This window comes from Aliiruegeria sabulilitoris, assembly GCF_001558155.1.
GTDB lineage: Bacteria > Pseudomonadota > Alphaproteobacteria > Rhodobacterales > Rhodobacteraceae > Tropicimonas > Tropicimonas sabulilitoris.
Map to the genome: position 1 here is coordinate 164,106 of NZ_LOAS01000009.1, position 18,257 is coordinate 182,362.

The window sequence follows — 18,257 nt, forward strand, 5'->3', positions numbered from 1 at the left end:
CCGATTCTGACAGAATCATTTCCGATCGGATTCTGGCCACGCAACACGGATAAGAAAACGTGTGGGCCGCGCAACCGAAGGCCGATGCTGGCCGTTCCCAGGCGTGCGCTCCGACATGATCATATCTGCGATCCGCATGATCTCTCGTGCAGGTCGATGCCGGCCTGGCGTTGTTTGAACGGGCCGCGCGGACTTTTCGAGACGTTGGGACGAAACGCAGGGCATCAATGCCCGCAAGCCCGAGTGCGAACGGCAGCCACTTTGGATTTCAAAGGTGCAAGTGGTGGGTGATGAGAGGCTCGAACTCCCGACATCTTCGGTGTAAACGAAGCGCTCTACCAACTGAGCTAATCACCCGCCGTCAGGAGGTGATAGCCTGCACGGGTGGGCGATTGCAAGAGCGGTTGTCTTTGGAAAGCACAGCGAAAAGCGGTGGCGCGGGACAAGCTGCGTGTCGTGGTGAATGGGGTGCGCCGAATACTGGACTGTCCGCAGGTCGCCTGCTCTCGGCCAGTTTTCAACATGTTGAAATGACGGAAAAAGGCGGGCGGCAGGTCATCCCCATGAACCTGCCGCCCCATGCGCGTTCAACACGCAAGAGTTGCACGTGAGTGGTGCATCCGGGTGGCCGAACCGGAGGAGGCGCCGGCCACATCTCGTTGCCCCGTGCGAAACGAGTAAAGACACAGGACACAGAAGAAGAGCGGCTCCGGACCATCGGGCTCCGCTGGCGGTCTCCTGACGGCGCGTGCACCGTTGGTTGCCTCTTGCGGGTCGTCGTGTCCGGTCTCTCGCGGCCGCCACCGCTTCCGTGACCTCGATATAGGGGGCGGGCAGGGGGCGCTTCAGTCACGCAGCTGCGTGACGGCGGCTTTTTTAGGCTGCGCTGTTGACCAGCCCCGCGCCCAGCCCCTTGACCGCGGCGGTCGTTCGGTCATTGACCTCCAGCTTGCGGAAGATGCGCCGCACATGGGTATCGACCGTGTGCACCGAGATGCCGAGGATATCGGCGATGACCGAGTTCGATTTGCCCCGGGCGATCCATTCGAGGATCTCGCGTTCCCGCGCGGTCATCCGGGTGCCATTCGCGCGGTTGGGCGTCATGCGGATATAGGCAAGGTGGCTGAGCTGTCCGGCCAGTTGCAGTTCCTTGAGTTCGCGTTTGCCAAAGGCCGGGCGCGTCTCGCCGAAACCCACATTGAAGATGCCGTTGCGCGACATCGGGCCAAAAACCTGGATCGCCAACCCGTCGCCGAGCCGGAACTCCCTCAGGGTTTCGAGAAAGGCTTCTTCGCTCTCCAGCAACTCGGTCATGCTTGGGATGTCGGACCAGAAGAACGGATCGGCGGTTCGGCTGGCAAGGTCCGGAATCGGGTTTACCAGCACCAGCCGCTCGCGGAAGAGTTTCTCGATCAGGCCCTCCGGGAACCCTTCGGCGACGACGGTCATCCGGTCCAGGGATTCAGGCTCGGGGCGGCCAACGAAGTGGCGATAGGCGATCATCTGAGCGCCGCGCGAGAAGAAGAAATCGCGGGTGGCTGTCCAGAGCACATCGGTGTCGGAGATGTCGCGCACCACGGCGATCTGTTCCTGAATGGTCATCATCGCGCGCGTCTCCCCAATGGCTGATGGATAAGTTAACATGGAATCCGCCCCCATAAAGCCCGGAAGCAAAGGCCTTGCGCGGGCTGAGAACAGGGCTGGCAGATGTGAGGATCGCGCGCTAGGTTGCGCGCCAAGCGAAGGGAGACTTCAGAAATGCGCATTTCCGCACCGGTTCGTATCCTGGCCACGGCACTCATTCTGGCTGCCCCTCTGGCGCAGGCCCAGACCATCGACAGCAGGACGGCGAAAAAAATGCTGTTCGGCACCAGCTCCGATGTGACCCTCGGCCAGGCCGATCTCATCGATTCCAACGTGGCCAAGGCGATCAAGCAGGCGGGCAAGCAGATTCCCTATTATGGCGCCATCGCGGTATCGCCCGGCGAGCCGACCTCGTCGAATCTTATGCCGACCATCGGCAACCTGCACAGCGCCGAAAGCGCCCAGAAGGCGGCGCTCGACAATTGCAATGCGCGCCGGACGGTGGGCGGGCCCTGTGTCGTGATCGCCACCATCACTCCCAAGAGATACAAGGCGCAGCCGCTGACGCTCTCGGTTGGCGCGACCAAGTATTTCGGCAAGGAATATCGCAAGATGGACGAGCCCAAGGCGATCGCCATATCGCCCTCGACAGGGGCGTTCGGCGCCGATCGCGGGGATGGTGGCAGGGCACTTTCCAAATGCGCGGCGGCCGCGAAAGCGAAGGGCGGTTCGGATTGCAGGCTTGTCATAGCCGATCAATAAGTGCACAAAACATATTCATGTTGTGGAAAGTGAGCGGCAATTTGCGCCATATCAATGTGCGCCGGCGTCGTTAATGTGATCCAACAACATAGAAAAAGCGCGAAAACAGACCGAGGTAACCCCAGGTGACGAATAAAACCCGCTACGCCGCCGCCGTCGAAACAGCTATTTCCAAGCTGCACGAGGAAGGGCGTTACCGCACCTTCATCGATATCGAACGGCGAAAGGGGAACTTCCCGAATGCCGTCTGGACCAAGCCAGATGGCTCCGAGAAGAACATCACCGTGTGGTGCGGGAACGACTATCTGGGAATGGGCCAGCACCCGGTCGTGCTTGAAGCGATGCAGGAAGCACTGGAGGCCACCGGTGCAGGATCGGGCGGGACGCGCAATATCTCGGGCACCACGGTCTATCACAAGCGGCTGGAAGCGGAGCTGGCCGACCTGCACCGCAAGGAAGCCGCGCTCATCTTCACCTCGGCCTATATCGCCAATGACGCAACGCTCTCGACGCTGCCCAAGCTGCTGCCGGGGCTGATCATCTATTCCGACGCGCTCAACCACGCCTCGATGATCGAAGGCGTGCGCCGGAATGGCGGGGCCAAGCGGATCTTCCGGCACAACGACGTGGAACATCTGCGTGCACTTCTGGAAGCGGACGATCCGGCGGCGCCCAAGCTGATCGCCTTCGAGTCGATCTACTCGATGGATGGCGATTTCGGCCCGATCGAGGCAATCTGCGATCTGGCCGACGAGTTCGACGCTCTGACCTATATCGACGAGGTGCACGCGGTTGGCATGTACGGCCCGCGCGGCGCCGGTGTCGCCGAGCGCGACGGGCTGATGGGCCGGCTCGACATCATCAACGGCACGCTGGCCAAGGCCTATGGCGTGATGGGGGGCTATATCGCGGCTTCCGCCAAGATGTGCGACGCGATTCGCTCCTATGCACCGGGCTTCATCTTCACCACGTCGCTGCCCCCGGCAGTGGCCGCCGGCGCGGCCGCGTCGGTTCGTCACCTCAAGACGGACCAGGCGCTTCGGGACAAGCAGCAACTGCATGCGAAGATCCTCAAGACCCGCCTCAAGGCGATGGGCCTGCCGATCATCGATCACGGCTCGCATATCGTTCCGGTGATGGTGGGGGACCCTGTCCACACCAAGCAATTGTCCGATATGCTGTTGGAAGATTTCGGTATTTACGTCCAGCCGATCAACTTCCCGACAGTGCCGCGGGGCACCGAGCGTCTGCGTTTCACGCCTTCGCCCGTGCACAGCCCGGACATGCTCGACGGACTGGTGCGCGCGATGGACAACCTCTGGTCGCAATGCGCGTTAAACCGCCAAGAACTGTCGGCCTGATCTTTCATTAAGTGCATGGTTTCGGAGCCTGTGTTAGGGTTTCTCTAAGGTGTGGTGAGTCGTCGAATCGCTGCATTTACGGGGACACAATAAATTGACGCAGACGAGGACGGGCAGATGATTGGGCGCAAGGAACCGCCCAAGGTGGTCGAGGAACAGGCTCCTCCAAAGGGCTTTGACGACTTCGATCTTCGCCTTGGCGATGTAATGCGTGGCGAACGTGCGACGATGGGAAAGTCGCTTCTTGACGTTCAGCGCGAACTGAAGATCAAGGCGTCCTTTATCGCCGCCATCGAGAATGCCGATCCGACCGCGTTCGCAACCCCGGGCTTTGTCGCGGGGTATGTGCGTTCCTATTCCCGTTATCTCGGGCTCGATCCCGAATGGGCTTTCGAGACCTTTTGCCGTGAAGCCGATTTCGTTTCGGCCTCGACGGCCGACAAGCTGAGCACCCCGCCTGCTTCCAACAAGCCCGTCTATCGCAACCAGGCAGCGAAAAAGCCTGAAGGCTATAACCCCTTTGCCGACCCGCGTGTCTCCTTCGCGCCGAAATCCTCCGGGCCGCTGGCCAATCTCGAGCCGCGCGCCATTGGGTCCACCCTTGTTTTGCTCGCCCTGATCGGGGCTGTGAGCTATGGCGGCTGGTCGGTCCTGCAGGAAATTCAGCGCGTCAGCGTGACACCGGTGGACCGGGCACCGACGGCCGTGGCCGTGGTTGACCCGCTGGGCGAAATCACGAACGCCAACGAAACGCCGCCGGCCGAGGTCGTGGTCGCCGAAGGCGCTCCCGTCGACGCGCTGGAGCGTATCTACCGGCCACAGACGCTGGATGTGCCGGTCATGGTGGCCCGCGATGGACCGATTGCCGCGCTGGACCCGTCGACCGTCGGGTCCCTGCCGATGTCTGCCAGTGTTCAGTATGATACCGATCCTCGGCGGATGGCCTCTGCTTCGGATGCCGGTGTGCCGGGAACGCCAGCCGGTGCCGGTCTCGATACCGATATTGACGCCGCCGTGGCTCTGGCACTCGGAGAGACGCCGAACGCGATTCCGCGCGTGACCGAGAATATGCCCGAGGTCATGCTCGTCGCCGTGCGTCCGGCCTGGGTACGAGTGCGCGCGGCGGATGGCTCCGTGCTGCTGGAGAAAATCCTGAACCCGGGCGATACCTATGTCGTGCCGCAGACCGAGGGGTCGCCGACCCTGCGGACCGGGGCTGCGGGTGCGCTCTATTTCGCCGTGAACGGGCAGACCTATGGCCCGGCAGGTGCCAACGGCGCCGTGGTGGACAAGGTCGCGCTGAATTCGGCCTCCCTCACCGAGACTTATGCCCTTGCCGAGGCCACTGACGGCTCCGACGCCCAGAAGGCCGTCGCGGTGGCACAGGCGATGCTCTTCCCCGAGACCCCACCCGCCCAGCAGTAAGCCCCGGGCGGTTCTGCCGGTCGGCAGGAAATCCGGGTTGCTGTCTGATACCACGAATGTGACGGTTGATATTCGCCGCCATGTTGCTCCTATGCGACTGTCGTCCTAGATAGGGCGCGAAACGCAGGACCGGAGGCCAGAGATGTCCATCAATCACGTGCGCCCGTGGCGGAACATCTATCGGCGTGAAAGCCGGCAGATCTCGGTTGGCTCGGTAAAGGTCGGCGGCGATGCGCCGATCTCGGTCCAGACGATGACCAACACGCTCACGACCGATGTGGCCGCGACCGTGGCGCAGGTGCAGGCCGCGGCCGAAGCCGGCGCCGATATCGTTCGCGTCTCGACGCCGGACGAGGCCAGTGCGCGGGCGCTGAAGGAAATCGTGGCCGAGAGCCCGGTGCCGATCGTGGCCGACATCCATTTCCATTACAAACGCGCCATCGAGGCGGCGGAGAGTGGTGCTGCCTGCCTGCGGATCAACCCGGGCAATATCGGCGACGAGAGCCGGGTGCGCGAGGTGATCGCGGCGGCAAAGGATCACGGCTGCTCCATCCGCATCGGCGTCAATGCCGGCAGCCTCGAAAAGCACCTGCTGGAGAAATACGGCGAGCCTTGCCCGGACGCGATGGTCGAGAGCGGGCTGGAGCATATTCGCATCCTGCAGGACCATGATTTCCACGAGTTCAAGATCTCGGTGAAGGCCTCGGACGTGTTCATGTCGGCGACGGCCTATCAGCAGTTGGCCGAACAGACCGACGCACCGATCCACCTCGGCATCACCGAGGCGGGTGGCTTGATGTCCGGCACGGTGAAATCGGCGATTGGCCTTGGCAATCTGCTCTGGATGGGCATCGGCGACACGTTGCGCGTGAGCCTCTCGGCCGACCCGGTCGAGGAGGTCAAGATGGGCTTCGAGATCCTGAAATCGCTCGGGCTGCGCCATCGCGGGGTGAATATCATCTCCTGTCCGTCCTGTGCCCGGCAGGGTTTCGACGTGATCAAGACGGTCGAGGCGCTGGAAAAACGGCTCGAACATGTGAAGACGCCGATGAGCCTGTCTATCATCGGCTGCGTGGTGAACGGGCCGGGAGAAGCGCTGATGACCGATGTCGGCTTTACCGGCGGCGGTGCCGGCAGCGGGATGGTTTACCTGGCCGGCAAGCAGAGCCACAAGCTGTCGAACGAACAGATGATCGATCACATCGTCGAGCAGGTCGAGAAAAAGGCCGCCGAGATCGAGGCACAGGCCGGGGCCGAGGCGGCGGAGTAACGCTGGCGAGAGGGCAGAGCGCTGAGCCCGGCGCGCGGGCTTGCGGAGCACAAATACTTTCGGCCCGCCGGTAACCCGAGCTCGGACGCTGCTTCTCGTCGAGCAGGCGGCACAGCCTCACCTCTGTCGGGCGGATTCCATGTCCGCTTGAGCCTCATCAAGGCAAGATCGCAGCATTCGGGGTAGTCTGGCGACCGCAAAACCTTTGAGTTCATCTCCAACGCCCAAGGGGTGAGTGCATGCGGGGCCAGTTCGTTTTCCTCATCGCGACAATTGCCGCTGTACTGGGGTTTCCAGTCGCCCAGGCCGAGAGTCAGGTCACAGTCGAGGCGCGCCTGGCGCCAGGTCAGCCCACCGCGATCATGGCGCATCGAAGTGCCGAGATCGGGGGGCTGCCCGAGAACTCATTGGCATGGATTGAGGGTGCAATCGCCCGGGGGGTCGATCTGGTGCATATCAATCCCCAGTTGACCGCAGATGACAGATATATCCTTATGCACGACCACAGTTTGAACCGGATGACCAATGTGGTGGATGTATTTCCCGATGGCCCGCCGAACGGCCCCACAAGGGAGCAACGGGGCGGTAAGGACTACGTTCGCGACTATACTCTCGCGGAGATCAAGAAGCTCCAGCTTGTCACGGACGATGAGGGCGCATCGCATCCGGTCCCCACGCTTCAGGAGGCGCTCGATCTCGCGGAAGGCAGGGTGCTGGTTGCGATCGGGCTCAAGTCCTACGAGGTGGAGAGCCTGGCGAGGGCGCTGGAGGGACACGATAAGCGGACCCTTCTCTTGTGGGAACTCTTCTATTCAGGCACCGATCAGAGCAAGTTGAAAGCCGCAACGGATGCCACCGGGATTGGGGCCGTGGTCGTTCTGTTCCGGTCTCGCGACTACCTGGCGGATCTCGAACAGATCGTTGGGCAGATGGGAACAGACCTGAGGATGATCAGCGTTGTAAGCGCCGGGCTGACCCCGTCCTTTCTTGATCGCATGACCGCGTTGGGCCTGCCGCTGATGATATCGGGCTGGAACGGGCCGGAAGATCGGGCCCTCTTGAATGAGGCCGACATTGCCCCGTGGAAGGCGGCGCTTGAGGTTGGCCTCGTGGCATCGACGGACTACCCGGAACTGCTCTTGTACGCATTGGGGCGATAGGGTCTCTGCATCCGAGACCGGACGGCCGCGTGCATTCCTGAAAAAGACAAGGCCTCGGATTGCGGAACGGACGCTGTTGCAACGTTGATCAACGTCCGTTCCGCGCAAACAGAGGGGCCGGGTTTGGCGAAGTCCGGCCTGTGTGGCCGGTCAGCCGCCTTCGCGGACGGCCTCAACGACCTGCTGCATGCCCGCATAGGGCAGGTAGCCGCGCAGGAGTTGATCGCCAACGACGAAGGTCGGTGTGCCCGAAATCTGGAGCCGCTGCGCCAGCGCGTGGTTCGCGGCGATGATCGCATCCACTTCGGGGCTCTCCATTTGCGCCAGAATCGCGTCGCCATCGAGGTCGAGATCGGAGGCGAGCGCCTTGACCGAGACCGGGTTCACCTCGCCACGGAAGGATATGAGCGAATCGTGGACCGCCTTGTAGGCGTCGTCGCCAAGTGCCAGTTTCGTGGCCAGCGCCATGCGGGTCGAGGCGACCGATTGTTCGCCCAGGATCGGGAATTCCTTGAGGATCAGGCGGATATTGCCGTCATCCGACACCAGTTGGCTGACCTCCGGAAAGGCCTTGCGGCAATAGGAGCAGCGGTAGTCGACGAACTCGACGATGGTCACGTCGCCGTCGGGATTGCCGCCAATCCAGCTCGATCCGTCCTCGAAGAGATCGGCGGCATTGGCCTGAACCAGGGACACGTCATTGGCGGCCTGCGCGTCCTCCTGACGCTGCTCCAGAACCGCGACGGCCTCCATGATTATTTCCGGGTTTTCCAACAGGTAGTCCCGCACCTCGGCACGAAACGCCTCGCGCTCGGCGTCGTTCATCGCGTTCAGGTCGAGCGCCGAAGCGGGCAGGGCAAGGCCCGCGGCCAGCACTGCGGCGGGGAGGAGAGATTTCATTTGCGGGTCTTCCTTTTCTCTTGGATCTCTGTGGCCTTCAGGATGCCATTTTCAGGGCGCCTGCTCATGGAGCGGCAGGGAAGTCTCCCCACGGGGCATTTGGCACGAATGGTCACGTCCTTCAACTGTGCCGGATGCGGTGCAGGATTGCGCCCTGGCTGGACCCCACGGCATCGCCCGCGCGGACGCCCGCAACGTGATGGTCCCGAATGCCCTGCCAGCTGCCATTGACTGCCCCGGTGTCGATTGAAATACGCATTGGGCGACAGAGTAAGGAGAAAGCGATGCGCGCATCAAGGCGAAGCGAGGTCGATCCCTTCATCGTGATGGACGTGATGGAGGCCGCGCGGCAGGCAGAGGCCGCCGGGCGCAGCATCATCCACATGGAGGTCGGCCAGCCCGGCACGCCGGCACCCGCCCGTGCGCGGGCGGCACTGGCCACCGCGCTGGAGGCCGATCCGCTGGGCTATACCGTGGCGCTCGGCCTTCCGGCGCTGCGCCAGCGCATCGCGCAACTCTACAAGGACTGGTACGGGCTGGATCTGAACCCGGAGCGGGTGATCGTCACGCCGGGCTCCTCCGGAGCTTTCCTGCTTGCCTTCACCGCCCTGTTCGAAGCGGGAGACCGTGTTGGGCTTGGCGAGCCGGGCTATCCTTCCTACCGGCAGATCCTCAAGGCGCTCAGCCTTGAGCCGGTCGGGCTGCCCACTTCGCTGGAGAACCGGTTGCAGCCCGTGCCGGAGGACGTGCCGGCAGATCTCGCTGGGCTGATCGTCGCCTCGCCGGCCAATCCGTCCGGCACGATGCTGTCCACGGAGGCGTTGCGCGCGCTGATCGAACGCGCAGCCGAGATCGGCGCTGCTTTCGTCTCCGACGAGATCTATCACGGCATCCAATACGAGGGTCGGGCCGTCTCGGCGCTGGAAATCAGCGACGATGTCTGCGTCATCAACTCTTTTTCCAAGTATTTCTCCATGACCGGTTGGCGCGTCGGCTGGATGGTAGTGCCCGAGGCCGAGGTGCGCCGTTACGAACGGCTGGCGCAGAACATGTTCATCTGCCCGCCTCATGTCAGCCAGGTCGCTGCCCTGGCCGCGATGGATTGCGATGTGGAGCTGCAGGCCAATCTCGCGGCCTATTCCGAGAACCGCCGCCTTATGCTCGAAGGTTTGCCGCGCGCCGGTTTCGACCGTATCGCGCCGCCCGATGGCGCATTCTATGTCTATGCCGACGTGTCCGACCTGACCCGGGACAGCCTCGCCTTCAGCCGCGAGATCCTGGCCGAGGCCGGCGTCGCCTTGACTCCGGGGCTTGATTTCGACCCGAAGCGCGGACATGGGACGCTGCGCTTCTCTTATGCGCGCGCCACCTGCGATATCGCCGAAGGGCTGGAACGACTGCGGGACTTCATGAGCCGCCGCTGACGAACCGCCACGCAGTGGCGCCACCGCCGCGCGGGGCGAGATGGGACCGTGACCGCGCAAGCGGACGCGGTCTCGTCGTTGGCCCGGCGGCATCCTCCCTTCTCTGGGCTGCACCGAACAGTGCCGTTTGCCTTCATGTGTCGCTCCGCCTATGGTCGCCGCAAACAGGGGCCAACCCGAGCAGCAATATGAAACGCCTCCTCGCAATTCTTGCCGTAGTGATAGTGTGTCTGCCTCTCGCTTCCGTGGCGCAGGGGCTTTTCGCCGTTGCGCGGCTCGATTCGGAGCGTTCCGAGATCGTGAGCCACCCGGACGGATTCGACCTCGTTCTTACCCTCAGCCAGCCCATTCCCTACAAGGTGACGACGCTGGCCGATCCGTCGCGCCTCGTCATCGATTTCCGCGAAGCCGATTTCGGCTCTCTGCGCGGCGGGGATCTCGGGGTCAGCCCGGCGGTCACGGCCGTGCGGCACGGCCTGATCCAGGCTGGCTGGTCCCGCATGGTGGTCGATCTCGACGGACCCTACGCCGTCCAGTCGGCCGGGATGGAGACGGAAAGTACGGACGGCTCGGCACGTATCGAGATTGTCCTGCGCGAGACCGACCCGACCAGTTTTGCCGCGCATGCCGGCCCTTCGATCCAGGCCGCGCCGCCGGCGATCGAACCTGCCGCGCGCGGCCCCGATGACGGCGTGCTGACGGTTGTCATCGATCCCGGCCACGGGGGGATCGATCCCGGCGCCGTGCGTGGCGATGTGCACGAGGCCGATCTGGTGCTGAGTTTCGCGCTCGAATTGCGCGATGCGCTTCTGCGCGCCGAGGGGTTCGACGCTATTCTGACCCGCACCAAGGATGAGTTCGTCTCGCTTGAGGCGCGCATCGATGTGGCCCGGCGCGCGAACGGCGAAGTGCTTTTGTCGCTGCATGCCGATGCTGTGAGCGAGGGGATCGCCCGCGGCGCCCAGATCTATACGCTGTCCGAGGAGGCCTCCTCTGCAGCCTCGGCAAAGCTGGCCGAACGTCACGACCGGGCCGATCTGCTCGCCGGGGTCGATCTCTCTGGACAGGATGACGAGGTCGCACGGGTGCTGATGTCGATCGCCCGGACCGAGACCAGCCCGCGTACCGATGCACTGGCCGAGGCGCTGCTGGAGGGGTTCCGGAAGGCGGATGTCCGGCTGCACAAGCGGCCACTTGAACAGGCGGCCTTCTCGGTGCTGAAGGCGCCGGATATCCCCTCCGTCCTGATCGAGATCGGTTTCATGTCGAGCCCGAAAGAGCTGGAAAAGCTGCAGAATCCGGAATGGCGGGCAGCCGCACAAGGGGCCATCGTGGACGCGCTCAAGGCGTGGGATGCGCAGGACCGCGCCCGCGCCGCCGTCAAACGTCAGTAGCCTCGCCGGCATACCGGGCAAGCCAGACCGAATGCCTTTCGCAATCGGGATCCTCGGGCACGAAATCCAGTACCGCGAAGCCTGCCGCGCCCAGCAATGCGCGATATTCCTCCGGGTCGAGGCTCGCGTGATAGACAGGCACCCCCGCAACCGAACCATAGGCGATGCTGGCCGACGGTCCGGAGGTAAACAGGAGCGCCGCACCGGGGCGCGCATGATTGGCGAAGATCGGGAACATGCCGCGCTGTGCCTCGGGCGACAGGTGAAAGAAGCTGTCCCACGCGATCAGTCCGTCGAACCTTTGTCCGAGCGCCATGCCGCGCATATCACAGTGATGCACCGCCCGTCCGGGCTGGTTGCGGGCAAAGAGGGCGCATTGTGCGGCGGCCCCGTCTACGCCCGTGACGCGCTGTCTGGCGCGCGCCAGCCAGGTTGCGATCGGCTGCCCCGATCCGCAACCGATATCGAGAATCTCCCGTCCCGGCGCGATCTCCACGAAACGTTGCAACCAGCCCCGCTCGAACAGGGCTTGCGAGCGTTCTGCGGCCCATTGCGGGCCGACGGCCTCGTAGGTCGCAAGGATTTCTTCGGGAGAGGGGCAATTCTGGCACATACTGGGATCGAGCCATCGCAGGCGGAAAAATGCAAGTTTTCGCAGAAAACGTCCAAGGATTGCCTGTTGGTGGACGTCCGAAGGGACAGTGCAGGGCAAAACCTGCCGGGAATACGCAAATGTGATCGCCTCCGCCGGCGGCAGGTCGCGCATTCTCGTGACGGATGGTTTTGACCGCCCCCCATGCCTTGCGTATAACCGCGCCAGCCAAAGACAGGACATTGCATGCTCCGTGCCATCCTTCGCTTCTTCGGAGGCATCTTCACATTGATCGTTACCGGCATGCTTTTCGTGGCATTGATCGCCGGTGGCGTGATCTGGATGTACAGCCGGGATCTGCCCGATCACGAGGATCTTGCGCGCTACACGCCCAAGACGATCAGCCGGGTCTATAACGTCGATGGCAGCATCATCGACGAATTCGCACTGGAGCGGCGTCTCTTCGTGCCGGCGGAGGATGTTCCGGACCTGGTGAAACAGGCCTTCATCTCGGCCGAAGACAAGAATTTCTACGAGCACAAGGGCTATGACCTGATGGGCATCGCCTCCGCCGCTTTCGATGCGGCGCAGGGCGGGCGTCTGCGGGGTGCCTCGACCATCACCCAGCAGGTGATGAAAAACTTCCTGCTCTCCTCGGACCGCTCCATCGAGCGCAAGATGAAGGAGATCATCCTCGCGGCACGGGTCGAGCAAGCGCTGGACAAGGAGAAGATCCTCGAGTTGTACCTCAACGAGATCTTCCTCGGCCAGAACTCCTACGGCGTGGCCGCTGCCGCGCAGACCTATTTCAACAAGAATCTCACCGATCTGGAGCCGCATGAGGCCGCCTATCTGGCAGCCCTGCCGAAGGCACCGTCGAACTACCACCCGGTGCGCGAGAAGCAAGAGGCCACCAACCGCCGAAACTACGTGCTCCGCGAGATGTACCAGAACGGCTATCTCGACCGGGACTCTTATGAATCCGAACGCGAGATGCCTCTGCGCTCGGTGCAGAATGGCGATTTCGACTCCTTCCGTAACGCCCTGCCGCCGCGCGATTACTTCACCGACGAGATCCGCCGACAACTTTCCGGCGATTTCGGCACGGACGAATTCCTAGGCGGCGGTCTGGCGATCCGGGCCACCGTCGATCCCGAGTTGCAGATCGAGGCGACCGCGTCGCTGCGCAAGGCGTTGGAAGATTATGATCGCAGCCGTGGCCGTTGGCGGGGCAGTGGCAAGACGGTTCCGACCGAAACCCTTGGTGATGAGACGCTCTGGCGCGCCGCGCTCTCGGATGTGAATATCGCCCGCGATATCGAACTGGAGGGCCAGTGGTACCCAGCCGTCGTTCTCAAGGTGGCCGAACAATCGCTGACACTTGGTGCCGAGACCGTGGAAGGCTCGATCAGTGTTCCACGCGAGGATATCAAATGGATCCAGGGCAATTTCTTCGATAATTTCGAGCCCGGAGACGTGGTCCATGTCCGCCAGATGACCAAGGACGGCGAATTCCTGCGATGGACGCTTCGCCAGGAACCGGAAGTGCAGGGCGCCTTCGTGGCGATGGATGTCCACACGGGCCGCGTTCTGGCCATGCAGGGCGGCTTCTCCTACCAGAGCTCGGAGCTGAACCGCGCCACGCAGGCAACGCGCCAACCGGGCTCCTCCTTCAAGCCCTTCGTCTATGCCGCAGCCCTCGATTCCGGCTACACGCCGGCCACGATCGTCGTCGACGCGCCGATCGAGATCAACACGCCGCAGGGCGTCTGGCGGCCCAAGAACGCCTCGAACAAATTCTATGGGCCAACGCCGCTCAGAACCGGCATCGAACGCTCGCGGAACCTGATGACGATCCGCCTCGCGCAGGAGATCGGCATGGACACCGTTGCCCGCTACGCGGAAGATTTCGGTGTCTATGACCATCTTGGCCGCTACCTGGCCAATGCGCTCGGAAGCCAGGAAACGACGCTCTACAAGATGGTCTCGGCCTATTCGATGTTCGCCAATGGCGGTGAGCGGCTGGAGCCGACGCTGGTGGACCGGGTGCAGGACCGCTGGGGCTCGACCGTCTACCGACAGGACCGGCGCATCTGCCCCGATTGCGAGTATGCCGCACTGGAGCCGGGCATGTCGCCTCGCATCATCTCGCAGCGCAAACAGGCCATCGACGCGGTCACCGCATACCAGCTCACCTCGATGATGCGCGGCGTTGTGGAACGCGGCACCGCGGCGCGCACGGTTGGCGCGGCGGGGCTGGGTGTGCCCGTGGCCGGCAAGACCGGTACGACCAACGACGCCAAGGATGTCTGGTTCATCGGCTTCACCTCCAACATCGCGGCCGGCTGCTATATCGGCTACGACCAGCCCCGCTCGCTCGGCCGGGGCGCCTCGGGTGGCGGCATGTGCGGGCCGGTCTTCTCGCGCTTCATGAAGGAGGCGATCGCCAAATATGGCGGCGGCCCGTTCGAGGTTCCCCCGGGAGGCTTCTTCGTGAAGATCGACCGTTTCTCCGGCGCGCGCCTGCCCGACGATGCCGAGGGCGATTACGTGGTCGCGGAATATTTCCGCGAGGGCGAGGATCCGATCTTCGGTCTGGCCGCTGCCATCGACGGCGGCTTCGTCATGGGGTCCAACGTGCCGATGTTCTCCCGCGGTGAAGGCGATGACGAGAGCAGGACGGTAACCACCTCCACGGGCAAGAAGGTGGAGATCGCGCCCAAGGCAAGCTTCGGCTCGCTCAGCTCGGGCGGCCTCTACTGATCCCGCGCCGCGCAGCGGCGCCACCGCCGTACGAGCTCCGCTCGACGGCAATCCCCCGCTGCGGTTCCAGGCAGAATTGTCATGCCAAACCGGGGCGTTTGCTTGCCCCGGATGCGGCGCCACGCTAAGACGCAGATCTCATTCAGGAGAACGACGATGCGTGCCGAGACCCAGAATACCGTTGAAGCGATCCGCAAATCTCTTGCGCTGCTGGGGCAGCGGCTGGGATTGGAGACCGCCGATTACCGGCTGGAGGAATTCAACGCGCGTGTCGAGGATCCGACGCTCTGGGACGATCCGGCCGCTGCGCAGAAGCTGATGCGGGAGCGGCAGGTGCTGGTGGATTCCATTGCCACCTACAAGGGCATCGCGCAGGAGCTTGAGGACAATATCGAGCTGATCGAACTGGGCGAGATGGAAGAGGATGCCGAGGTCGTCTCCGAGGCCGAGGCCGCGCTCAAGGCACTGGCCGGGAAGGCCGCCGAGAAGGAGATCGAAGCGCTATTGGATGGCGAGGCGGACGGCAACGACACTTTCCTCGAGATCAACTCCGGGGCCGGGGGCACGGAGAGCTGTGACTGGGCCGCCATGCTGGCGCGGATGTATGTCCGCTGGGCGGAGAAGAAGGGCTACAAGGTCGAGCTGCAATCGGAGAGTGCCGGCGAAGAGGCCGGAATCAAATCCGCCGCCTACAAGATTACCGGCCCCAACGCCTATGGCTGGCTGAAATCGGAAAGCGGCGTGCACCGGCTGGTGCGGATCTCGCCCTATGACAGCTCCGCGCGGCGTCATACCTCCTTCAGCTCGGTCTGGGTCTACCCGGTGGTCGATGACAATATCGAGATCGAGGTGAACCCCGCCGATATCCGCCTGGACACCTACCGCTCCTCCGGGGCCGGTGGTCAGCACGTCAACACCACGGACTCGGCGGTGCGGATCACCCACCTGCCGACCGGGATCGTCGTGACCAGTTCGGAGAAATCCCAGCACCAGAACCGCGACATCGCGATGAAGGCGCTGAAATCCCGGCTCTACCAGATGGAACTGGACAAGCGGAACGCGGCCATCAACGAGGCGCACGCCGCCAAGGGCGAGGCCGGCTGGGGCAACCAGATCCGCTCCTATGTGCTGCAGCCCTACCAGATGGTGAAGGATCTGCGGACCAATTACGAGACCTCCGACACGTCGGGCGTACTCGACGGTGACCTCGACGGTTTTATGGCCGCAACACTCGCCATGGACGTGGCCGGCAAGAGCCGCTCCGAGGCGCAGGCCGAAGACTGACCCCCGCGAACCCCGCGCGGCTGATGCAGACGTGATGCCCCGGACCATGGCTTGGGGCCGGAGCCTGCAGTAGCATCGCTGCCTGTTCGACCGGTTTGCGAAGGCATGCGCGCATGAGGCTCTTTGTTCTGACATCACTGACGATGGTGGCCTTCGCCGCCAACTCGGTGCTGAACCGTCTCGCGTTGGCAGACGGCGCCATCGGACCGGCCGGGTTTGCTGCGATCCGTGTCGGCGCGGGCGCGACGGTCCTGCTGATTTTGCTGGCGTTGCGTGATCGGGGCGTGCCACGGCTGCCGCGCCCCGCTATTCCCGCCGTGGTCGGGCTTGCGGCCTATATGCTCGGCTTCTCCTTCGCCTATGTCTCCATGGATGCCGGTCTTGGGGCGTTGATCCTGTTCGGGGGCGTACAGGTGACGATGTTCCTCGGGGCGCTGCGCGAGGGCGAGCGGCCCCCCATGGCCCGCTGGGCTGGAGCGGCGATGGCGCTGGCCGGTCTCGCTGTCCTGAACTGGCCGGGGGGAGCGGGCGCTCCGCTGCCGCTGGCGGTGCTGTTGATGAGCGCTGCGGCGGTGGGCTGGGGCGTCTACTCGCTGCTTGGCCGAAAGGTGCGCGATCCCTTGCACGAGACTACATGGAATTTCGTCTATTGCCTGCCCATCGTCCTGTTGGTGCTGGCACTCTCTCCGGGAAACATGCCGCGCAGCGAGGGCGTCCTCCTCGCGCTCCTCTCCGGCGGGGTTACATCGGCCCTGGGCTACGCCCTTTGGTACATGCTCCTGCCGCAACTTGGCGCCACGCGCGGCGCGCTCGCGCAGCTCTCGGCACCGGTGCTGGCGCTGGCAATGGGCGCGGTGTTTCTCGGCGAGGCGATCACCAGCACGGCCATGCTGGCTGCGGCGCTGATCCTTGGAGGCGTTGCGACAGGTCTCATGCCCTCGGTGTGGGCAAGGCGCAAGGCGCCAGGCAACTAGGCAGATCCGGGCCGGACGGCCCGGATGCGGTTTCGGATCTCTCTGTCGGGCCTAGACCGAGGCCGCAATCTCCATTTCCTCCTCGGTCATCTCCTCCGCGATCCCCTCGAAGAGCGGCGTCGAGAGGTAGCGTTCGCCGGTATCGGGCAAAATGCACAGGATGACGGAGCCGGGTTCGGCCGTCTCGGCGGTCTTGATCGCAGCGGCGAATGTTGCGCCGGCGGAGATGCCGCAAAAGATGCCCTCCTGCGCCGCGAGCTTGCGCGCCCAGGCGATGCCGTCCGCGCCCGGGACGGGGAGCAACGCATCATAAAAACCGGAATCGACGGCCTCCTGCAAAACGAAGGGGATGAAATCCGGCGTCCAGCCCTGGATCGGATGCGCCTCGAAGGCCGGATGCTTGTGCGCCGGCGCGCCATCCTCCCGGCGCCCCTGTGTTTCGCCCGAGGCCAGCAGTTGCGCATTGGCGGGCTCTGCCACCACGATCTTCGTCCCGGGGCGTTCCTTGCGGAGCACTCGGGCGAGGCCAGTGAGCGTGCCGCCGGTGCCATAGCCCGTCACGAGGTAGTCGAGCCGCTCGCCGTCGAAATCGGCCAGGATCTCGCGCGCTGTGGTCGTCTCGTGAATATCGGCATTGGCGGCGGTTTCGAACTGGTGGGCGAGGAACCAACTGTTTTTTTTGGCCAGGGCTTCGGCCTTGCGCAGCATACCAACGGCCCCTTCGGCCTTGGGGGTCAGCACCACCTTGGCACCGAACATGCGCATCAGGCGACGTCGCTCGACCGAGAAACCGTCATGCATGGTGATGACGAGCGGATAACCCTTCTGGGCACAGACCATGGCCAGCCCGATCCCGGTATTTCCGCTGGTGGCCTCGACCACCGTTTGTCCGGGCCGCAGCGTGCCGGCGCGCTCCGCGGCCTCGATGATATTCACGGCCAGCCGGTCCTTGACCGAGCCGCCGGGATTGAAAGCTTCGGCCTTCACGTAGAGAGTGACATGCTCGGGGGCGAGGCGGTTGATCCGGATCGCCGGCGTGTCGCCGATCGTGTCCAGCACATTGTCGTAGCGCTGGCCGCGACCTTCGGTCTGGCGGGTGCCGTGTTCAGCCATCTGGGACTCCTGTTCTCGTGTCTGGCGCGGGTCTAGCATGACGAACCTGAGCCGGCGAGTGCAGCGGGCGGGCGGAACATCCCGCTCCGCGCGATGTTCGAGAACCTCCATCCGCAGGCGCCTCACCGGAGTGGTCGAATTTCGCGCAATCCGACGCGGTGGCGGGAAATCTGTCCTAAGGGCAAAAAAAAGCGTGCATCTGTCGCGAACTACGGCATTCTGGCTGCCATTGTTTGCCAGTAGCCGGGAGG

Annotated in this window: 14 protein-coding genes and 1 tRNA gene; 10 read left to right on the forward strand and 5 right to left on the reverse strand. The window is 63.7% G+C overall.

Going from position 1 to position 18,257, the window contains the following annotated elements:
* Positions 1-281: 281 nt before the first annotated feature.
* Together AX756_RS09565 and AX756_RS09570 are read right to left on the reverse strand one after the other, a co-directional pair.
* Positions 282-357 (reverse strand) — tRNA-Val (locus tag AX756_RS09565).
* A 519-nt stretch (positions 358-876) separates the two neighbouring features.
* On the reverse strand, positions 877-1,605 hold the full coding sequence (locus AX756_RS09570) for a helix-turn-helix transcriptional regulator (protein ID WP_068310430.1): 729 nt from the start codon (positions 1,603-1,605) through the stop codon (positions 877-879).
* A gap of 153 nt (positions 1,606-1,758) precedes the next feature.
* Here AX756_RS09570 and AX756_RS09575 point away from each other — a divergent pair, with 153 nt between their 5' ends.
* The 5 genes from AX756_RS09575 (at position 1,759) to AX756_RS09595 (ending at position 7,562) form a co-directional block, all read left to right on the forward strand.
* Positions 1,759-2,346, forward strand: a complete 588-nt coding sequence (locus AX756_RS09575) for a hypothetical protein (protein ID WP_068310432.1) — start codon at positions 1,759-1,761, stop codon at positions 2,344-2,346.
* Positions 2,347-2,471: 125 nt separating this feature from the next.
* The gene (gene hemA / locus AX756_RS09580; RefSeq protein WP_068310434.1) at positions 2,472-3,707 is read left to right on the forward strand and encodes a 5-aminolevulinate synthase; all 1,236 of its coding nucleotides are present in this window, start codon (positions 2,472-2,474) and stop codon (positions 3,705-3,707) included.
* Between the two features lie 117 nt (positions 3,708-3,824).
* A complete protein-coding gene (locus AX756_RS09585) occupies positions 3,825-5,132 on the forward strand; it encodes a helix-turn-helix domain-containing protein (protein WP_068310436.1) in 1,308 nt (435 codons plus the stop codon).
* Positions 5,133-5,274: 142 nt separating this feature from the next.
* The gene (gene ispG / locus AX756_RS09590; RefSeq protein WP_068310438.1) at positions 5,275-6,402 is read left to right on the forward strand and encodes a flavodoxin-dependent (E)-4-hydroxy-3-methylbut-2-enyl-diphosphate synthase; all 1,128 of its coding nucleotides are present in this window, start codon (positions 5,275-5,277) and stop codon (positions 6,400-6,402) included.
* A 239-nt stretch (positions 6,403-6,641) separates the two neighbouring features.
* On the forward strand, positions 6,642-7,562 hold the full coding sequence (locus AX756_RS09595; RefSeq protein ID WP_068310440.1) for a glycerophosphodiester phosphodiesterase family protein: 921 nt from the start codon (positions 6,642-6,644) through the stop codon (positions 7,560-7,562).
* Positions 7,563-7,712: 150 nt separating this feature from the next.
* On the opposite strand, the gene AX756_RS09600 is transcribed toward AX756_RS09595, so the two are convergent.
* On the reverse strand, positions 7,713-8,462 hold the full coding sequence (locus AX756_RS09600; protein WP_068310443.1) for a DsbA family protein: 750 nt from the start codon (positions 8,460-8,462) through the stop codon (positions 7,713-7,715).
* Positions 8,463-8,746: 284 nt separating this feature from the next.
* Here AX756_RS09600 and AX756_RS09605 point away from each other — a divergent pair, with 284 nt between their 5' ends.
* Both AX756_RS09605 and AX756_RS09610 read left to right on the forward strand, forming a co-directional pair.
* Complete coding sequence (locus AX756_RS09605; protein ID WP_068310445.1) at positions 8,747-9,886, forward strand: pyridoxal phosphate-dependent aminotransferase; 1,140 nt, start codon at positions 8,747-8,749, stop codon at positions 9,884-9,886.
* Positions 9,887-10,074: 188 nt separating this feature from the next.
* The gene (locus AX756_RS09610) at positions 10,075-11,280 is read left to right on the forward strand and encodes an N-acetylmuramoyl-L-alanine amidase (protein WP_068310447.1); all 1,206 of its coding nucleotides are present in this window, start codon (positions 10,075-10,077) and stop codon (positions 11,278-11,280) included.
* On the opposite strand, the gene AX756_RS09615 is transcribed toward AX756_RS09610, so the two are convergent.
* On the reverse strand, positions 11,267-11,893 hold the full coding sequence (locus AX756_RS09615; RefSeq protein ID WP_068310627.1) for a class I SAM-dependent DNA methyltransferase: 627 nt from the start codon (positions 11,891-11,893) through the stop codon (positions 11,267-11,269). The two genes, AX756_RS09610 and AX756_RS09615, sit on opposite strands and share 14 nt — an antisense overlap.
* A gap of 225 nt (positions 11,894-12,118) precedes the next feature.
* On the opposite strand from AX756_RS09615, the gene AX756_RS09620 reads away from it, so the two are divergent.
* The 3 genes from AX756_RS09620 to AX756_RS09630 all read left to right on the forward strand — a co-directional run bounded on the left by AX756_RS09620 (position 12,119) and on the right by AX756_RS09630 (position 16,893).
* Positions 12,119-14,635 (forward strand): penicillin-binding protein 1A, encoded by a 2,517-nt coding sequence (locus tag AX756_RS09620; protein ID WP_068310449.1) that lies wholly within the window; start codon positions 12,119-12,121, stop codon positions 14,633-14,635.
* 156 nt (positions 14,636-14,791) lie between these two features.
* The gene (prfB, locus tag AX756_RS09625) at positions 14,792-15,919 is read left to right on the forward strand and encodes a peptide chain release factor 2 (RefSeq protein WP_068310452.1); all 1,128 of its coding nucleotides are present in this window, start codon (positions 14,792-14,794) and stop codon (positions 15,917-15,919) included.
* Positions 15,920-16,032: 113 nt separating this feature from the next.
* Entirely contained in the window at positions 16,033-16,893 is an 861-nt protein-coding gene (locus tag AX756_RS09630; RefSeq protein WP_068310455.1) for a DMT family transporter, read from the forward strand.
* A gap of 51 nt (positions 16,894-16,944) precedes the next feature.
* Here AX756_RS09630 and AX756_RS09635 read toward each other — a convergent pair whose 3' ends face one another.
* Positions 16,945-18,006 carry a PLP-dependent cysteine synthase family protein gene (locus tag AX756_RS09635; protein WP_068310629.1) on the reverse strand — a complete coding sequence of 354 codons (1,062 nt, stop codon included), beginning with the start codon at positions 18,004-18,006 and terminating at the stop codon, positions 16,945-16,947.
* Positions 18,007-18,257: the final 251 nt, after the last annotated feature.

Excerpts from the sequence above, each read along its gene's own strand:
- AX756_RS09570 (WP_068310430.1), bottom strand. The coding sequence starts at position 1,605 with ATGATGACCATTCAGGAACAGATCGCCGTGGTGCGCGACATCTCCGAC.
- AX756_RS09575 (WP_068310432.1), top strand. The coding sequence starts at position 1,759 with ATGCGCATTTCCGCACCGGTTCGTATCCTGGCCACGGCACTCATTCTG.
- AX756_RS09585 (WP_068310436.1), top strand. The coding sequence starts at position 3,825 with ATGATTGGGCGCAAGGAACCGCCCAAGGTGGTCGAGGAACAGGCTCCT.
- ispG (WP_068310438.1), top strand. The coding sequence starts at position 5,275 with ATGTCCATCAATCACGTGCGCCCGTGGCGGAACATCTATCGGCGTGAA.
- AX756_RS09595 (WP_068310440.1), top strand. The coding sequence starts at position 6,642 with ATGCGGGGCCAGTTCGTTTTCCTCATCGCGACAATTGCCGCTGTACTG.
- AX756_RS09600 (WP_068310443.1), bottom strand. The coding sequence starts at position 8,462 with ATGAAATCTCTCCTCCCCGCCGCAGTGCTGGCCGCGGGCCTTGCCCTG.
- AX756_RS09605 (WP_068310445.1), top strand. The coding sequence starts at position 8,747 with ATGCGCGCATCAAGGCGAAGCGAGGTCGATCCCTTCATCGTGATGGAC.
- AX756_RS09610 (WP_068310447.1), top strand. The coding sequence starts at position 10,075 with ATGAAACGCCTCCTCGCAATTCTTGCCGTAGTGATAGTGTGTCTGCCT.
- AX756_RS09615 (WP_068310627.1), bottom strand. The coding sequence starts at position 11,893 with ATGTGCCAGAATTGCCCCTCTCCCGAAGAAATCCTTGCGACCTACGAG.
- AX756_RS09620 (WP_068310449.1), top strand. The coding sequence starts at position 12,119 with ATGCTCCGTGCCATCCTTCGCTTCTTCGGAGGCATCTTCACATTGATC.
- prfB (WP_068310452.1), top strand. The coding sequence starts at position 14,792 with ATGCGTGCCGAGACCCAGAATACCGTTGAAGCGATCCGCAAATCTCTT.
- AX756_RS09630 (WP_068310455.1), top strand. The coding sequence starts at position 16,033 with ATGAGGCTCTTTGTTCTGACATCACTGACGATGGTGGCCTTCGCCGCC.
- AX756_RS09635 (WP_068310629.1), bottom strand. The coding sequence starts at position 18,006 with ATGGCTGAACACGGCACCCGCCAGACCGAAGGTCGCGGCCAGCGCTAC.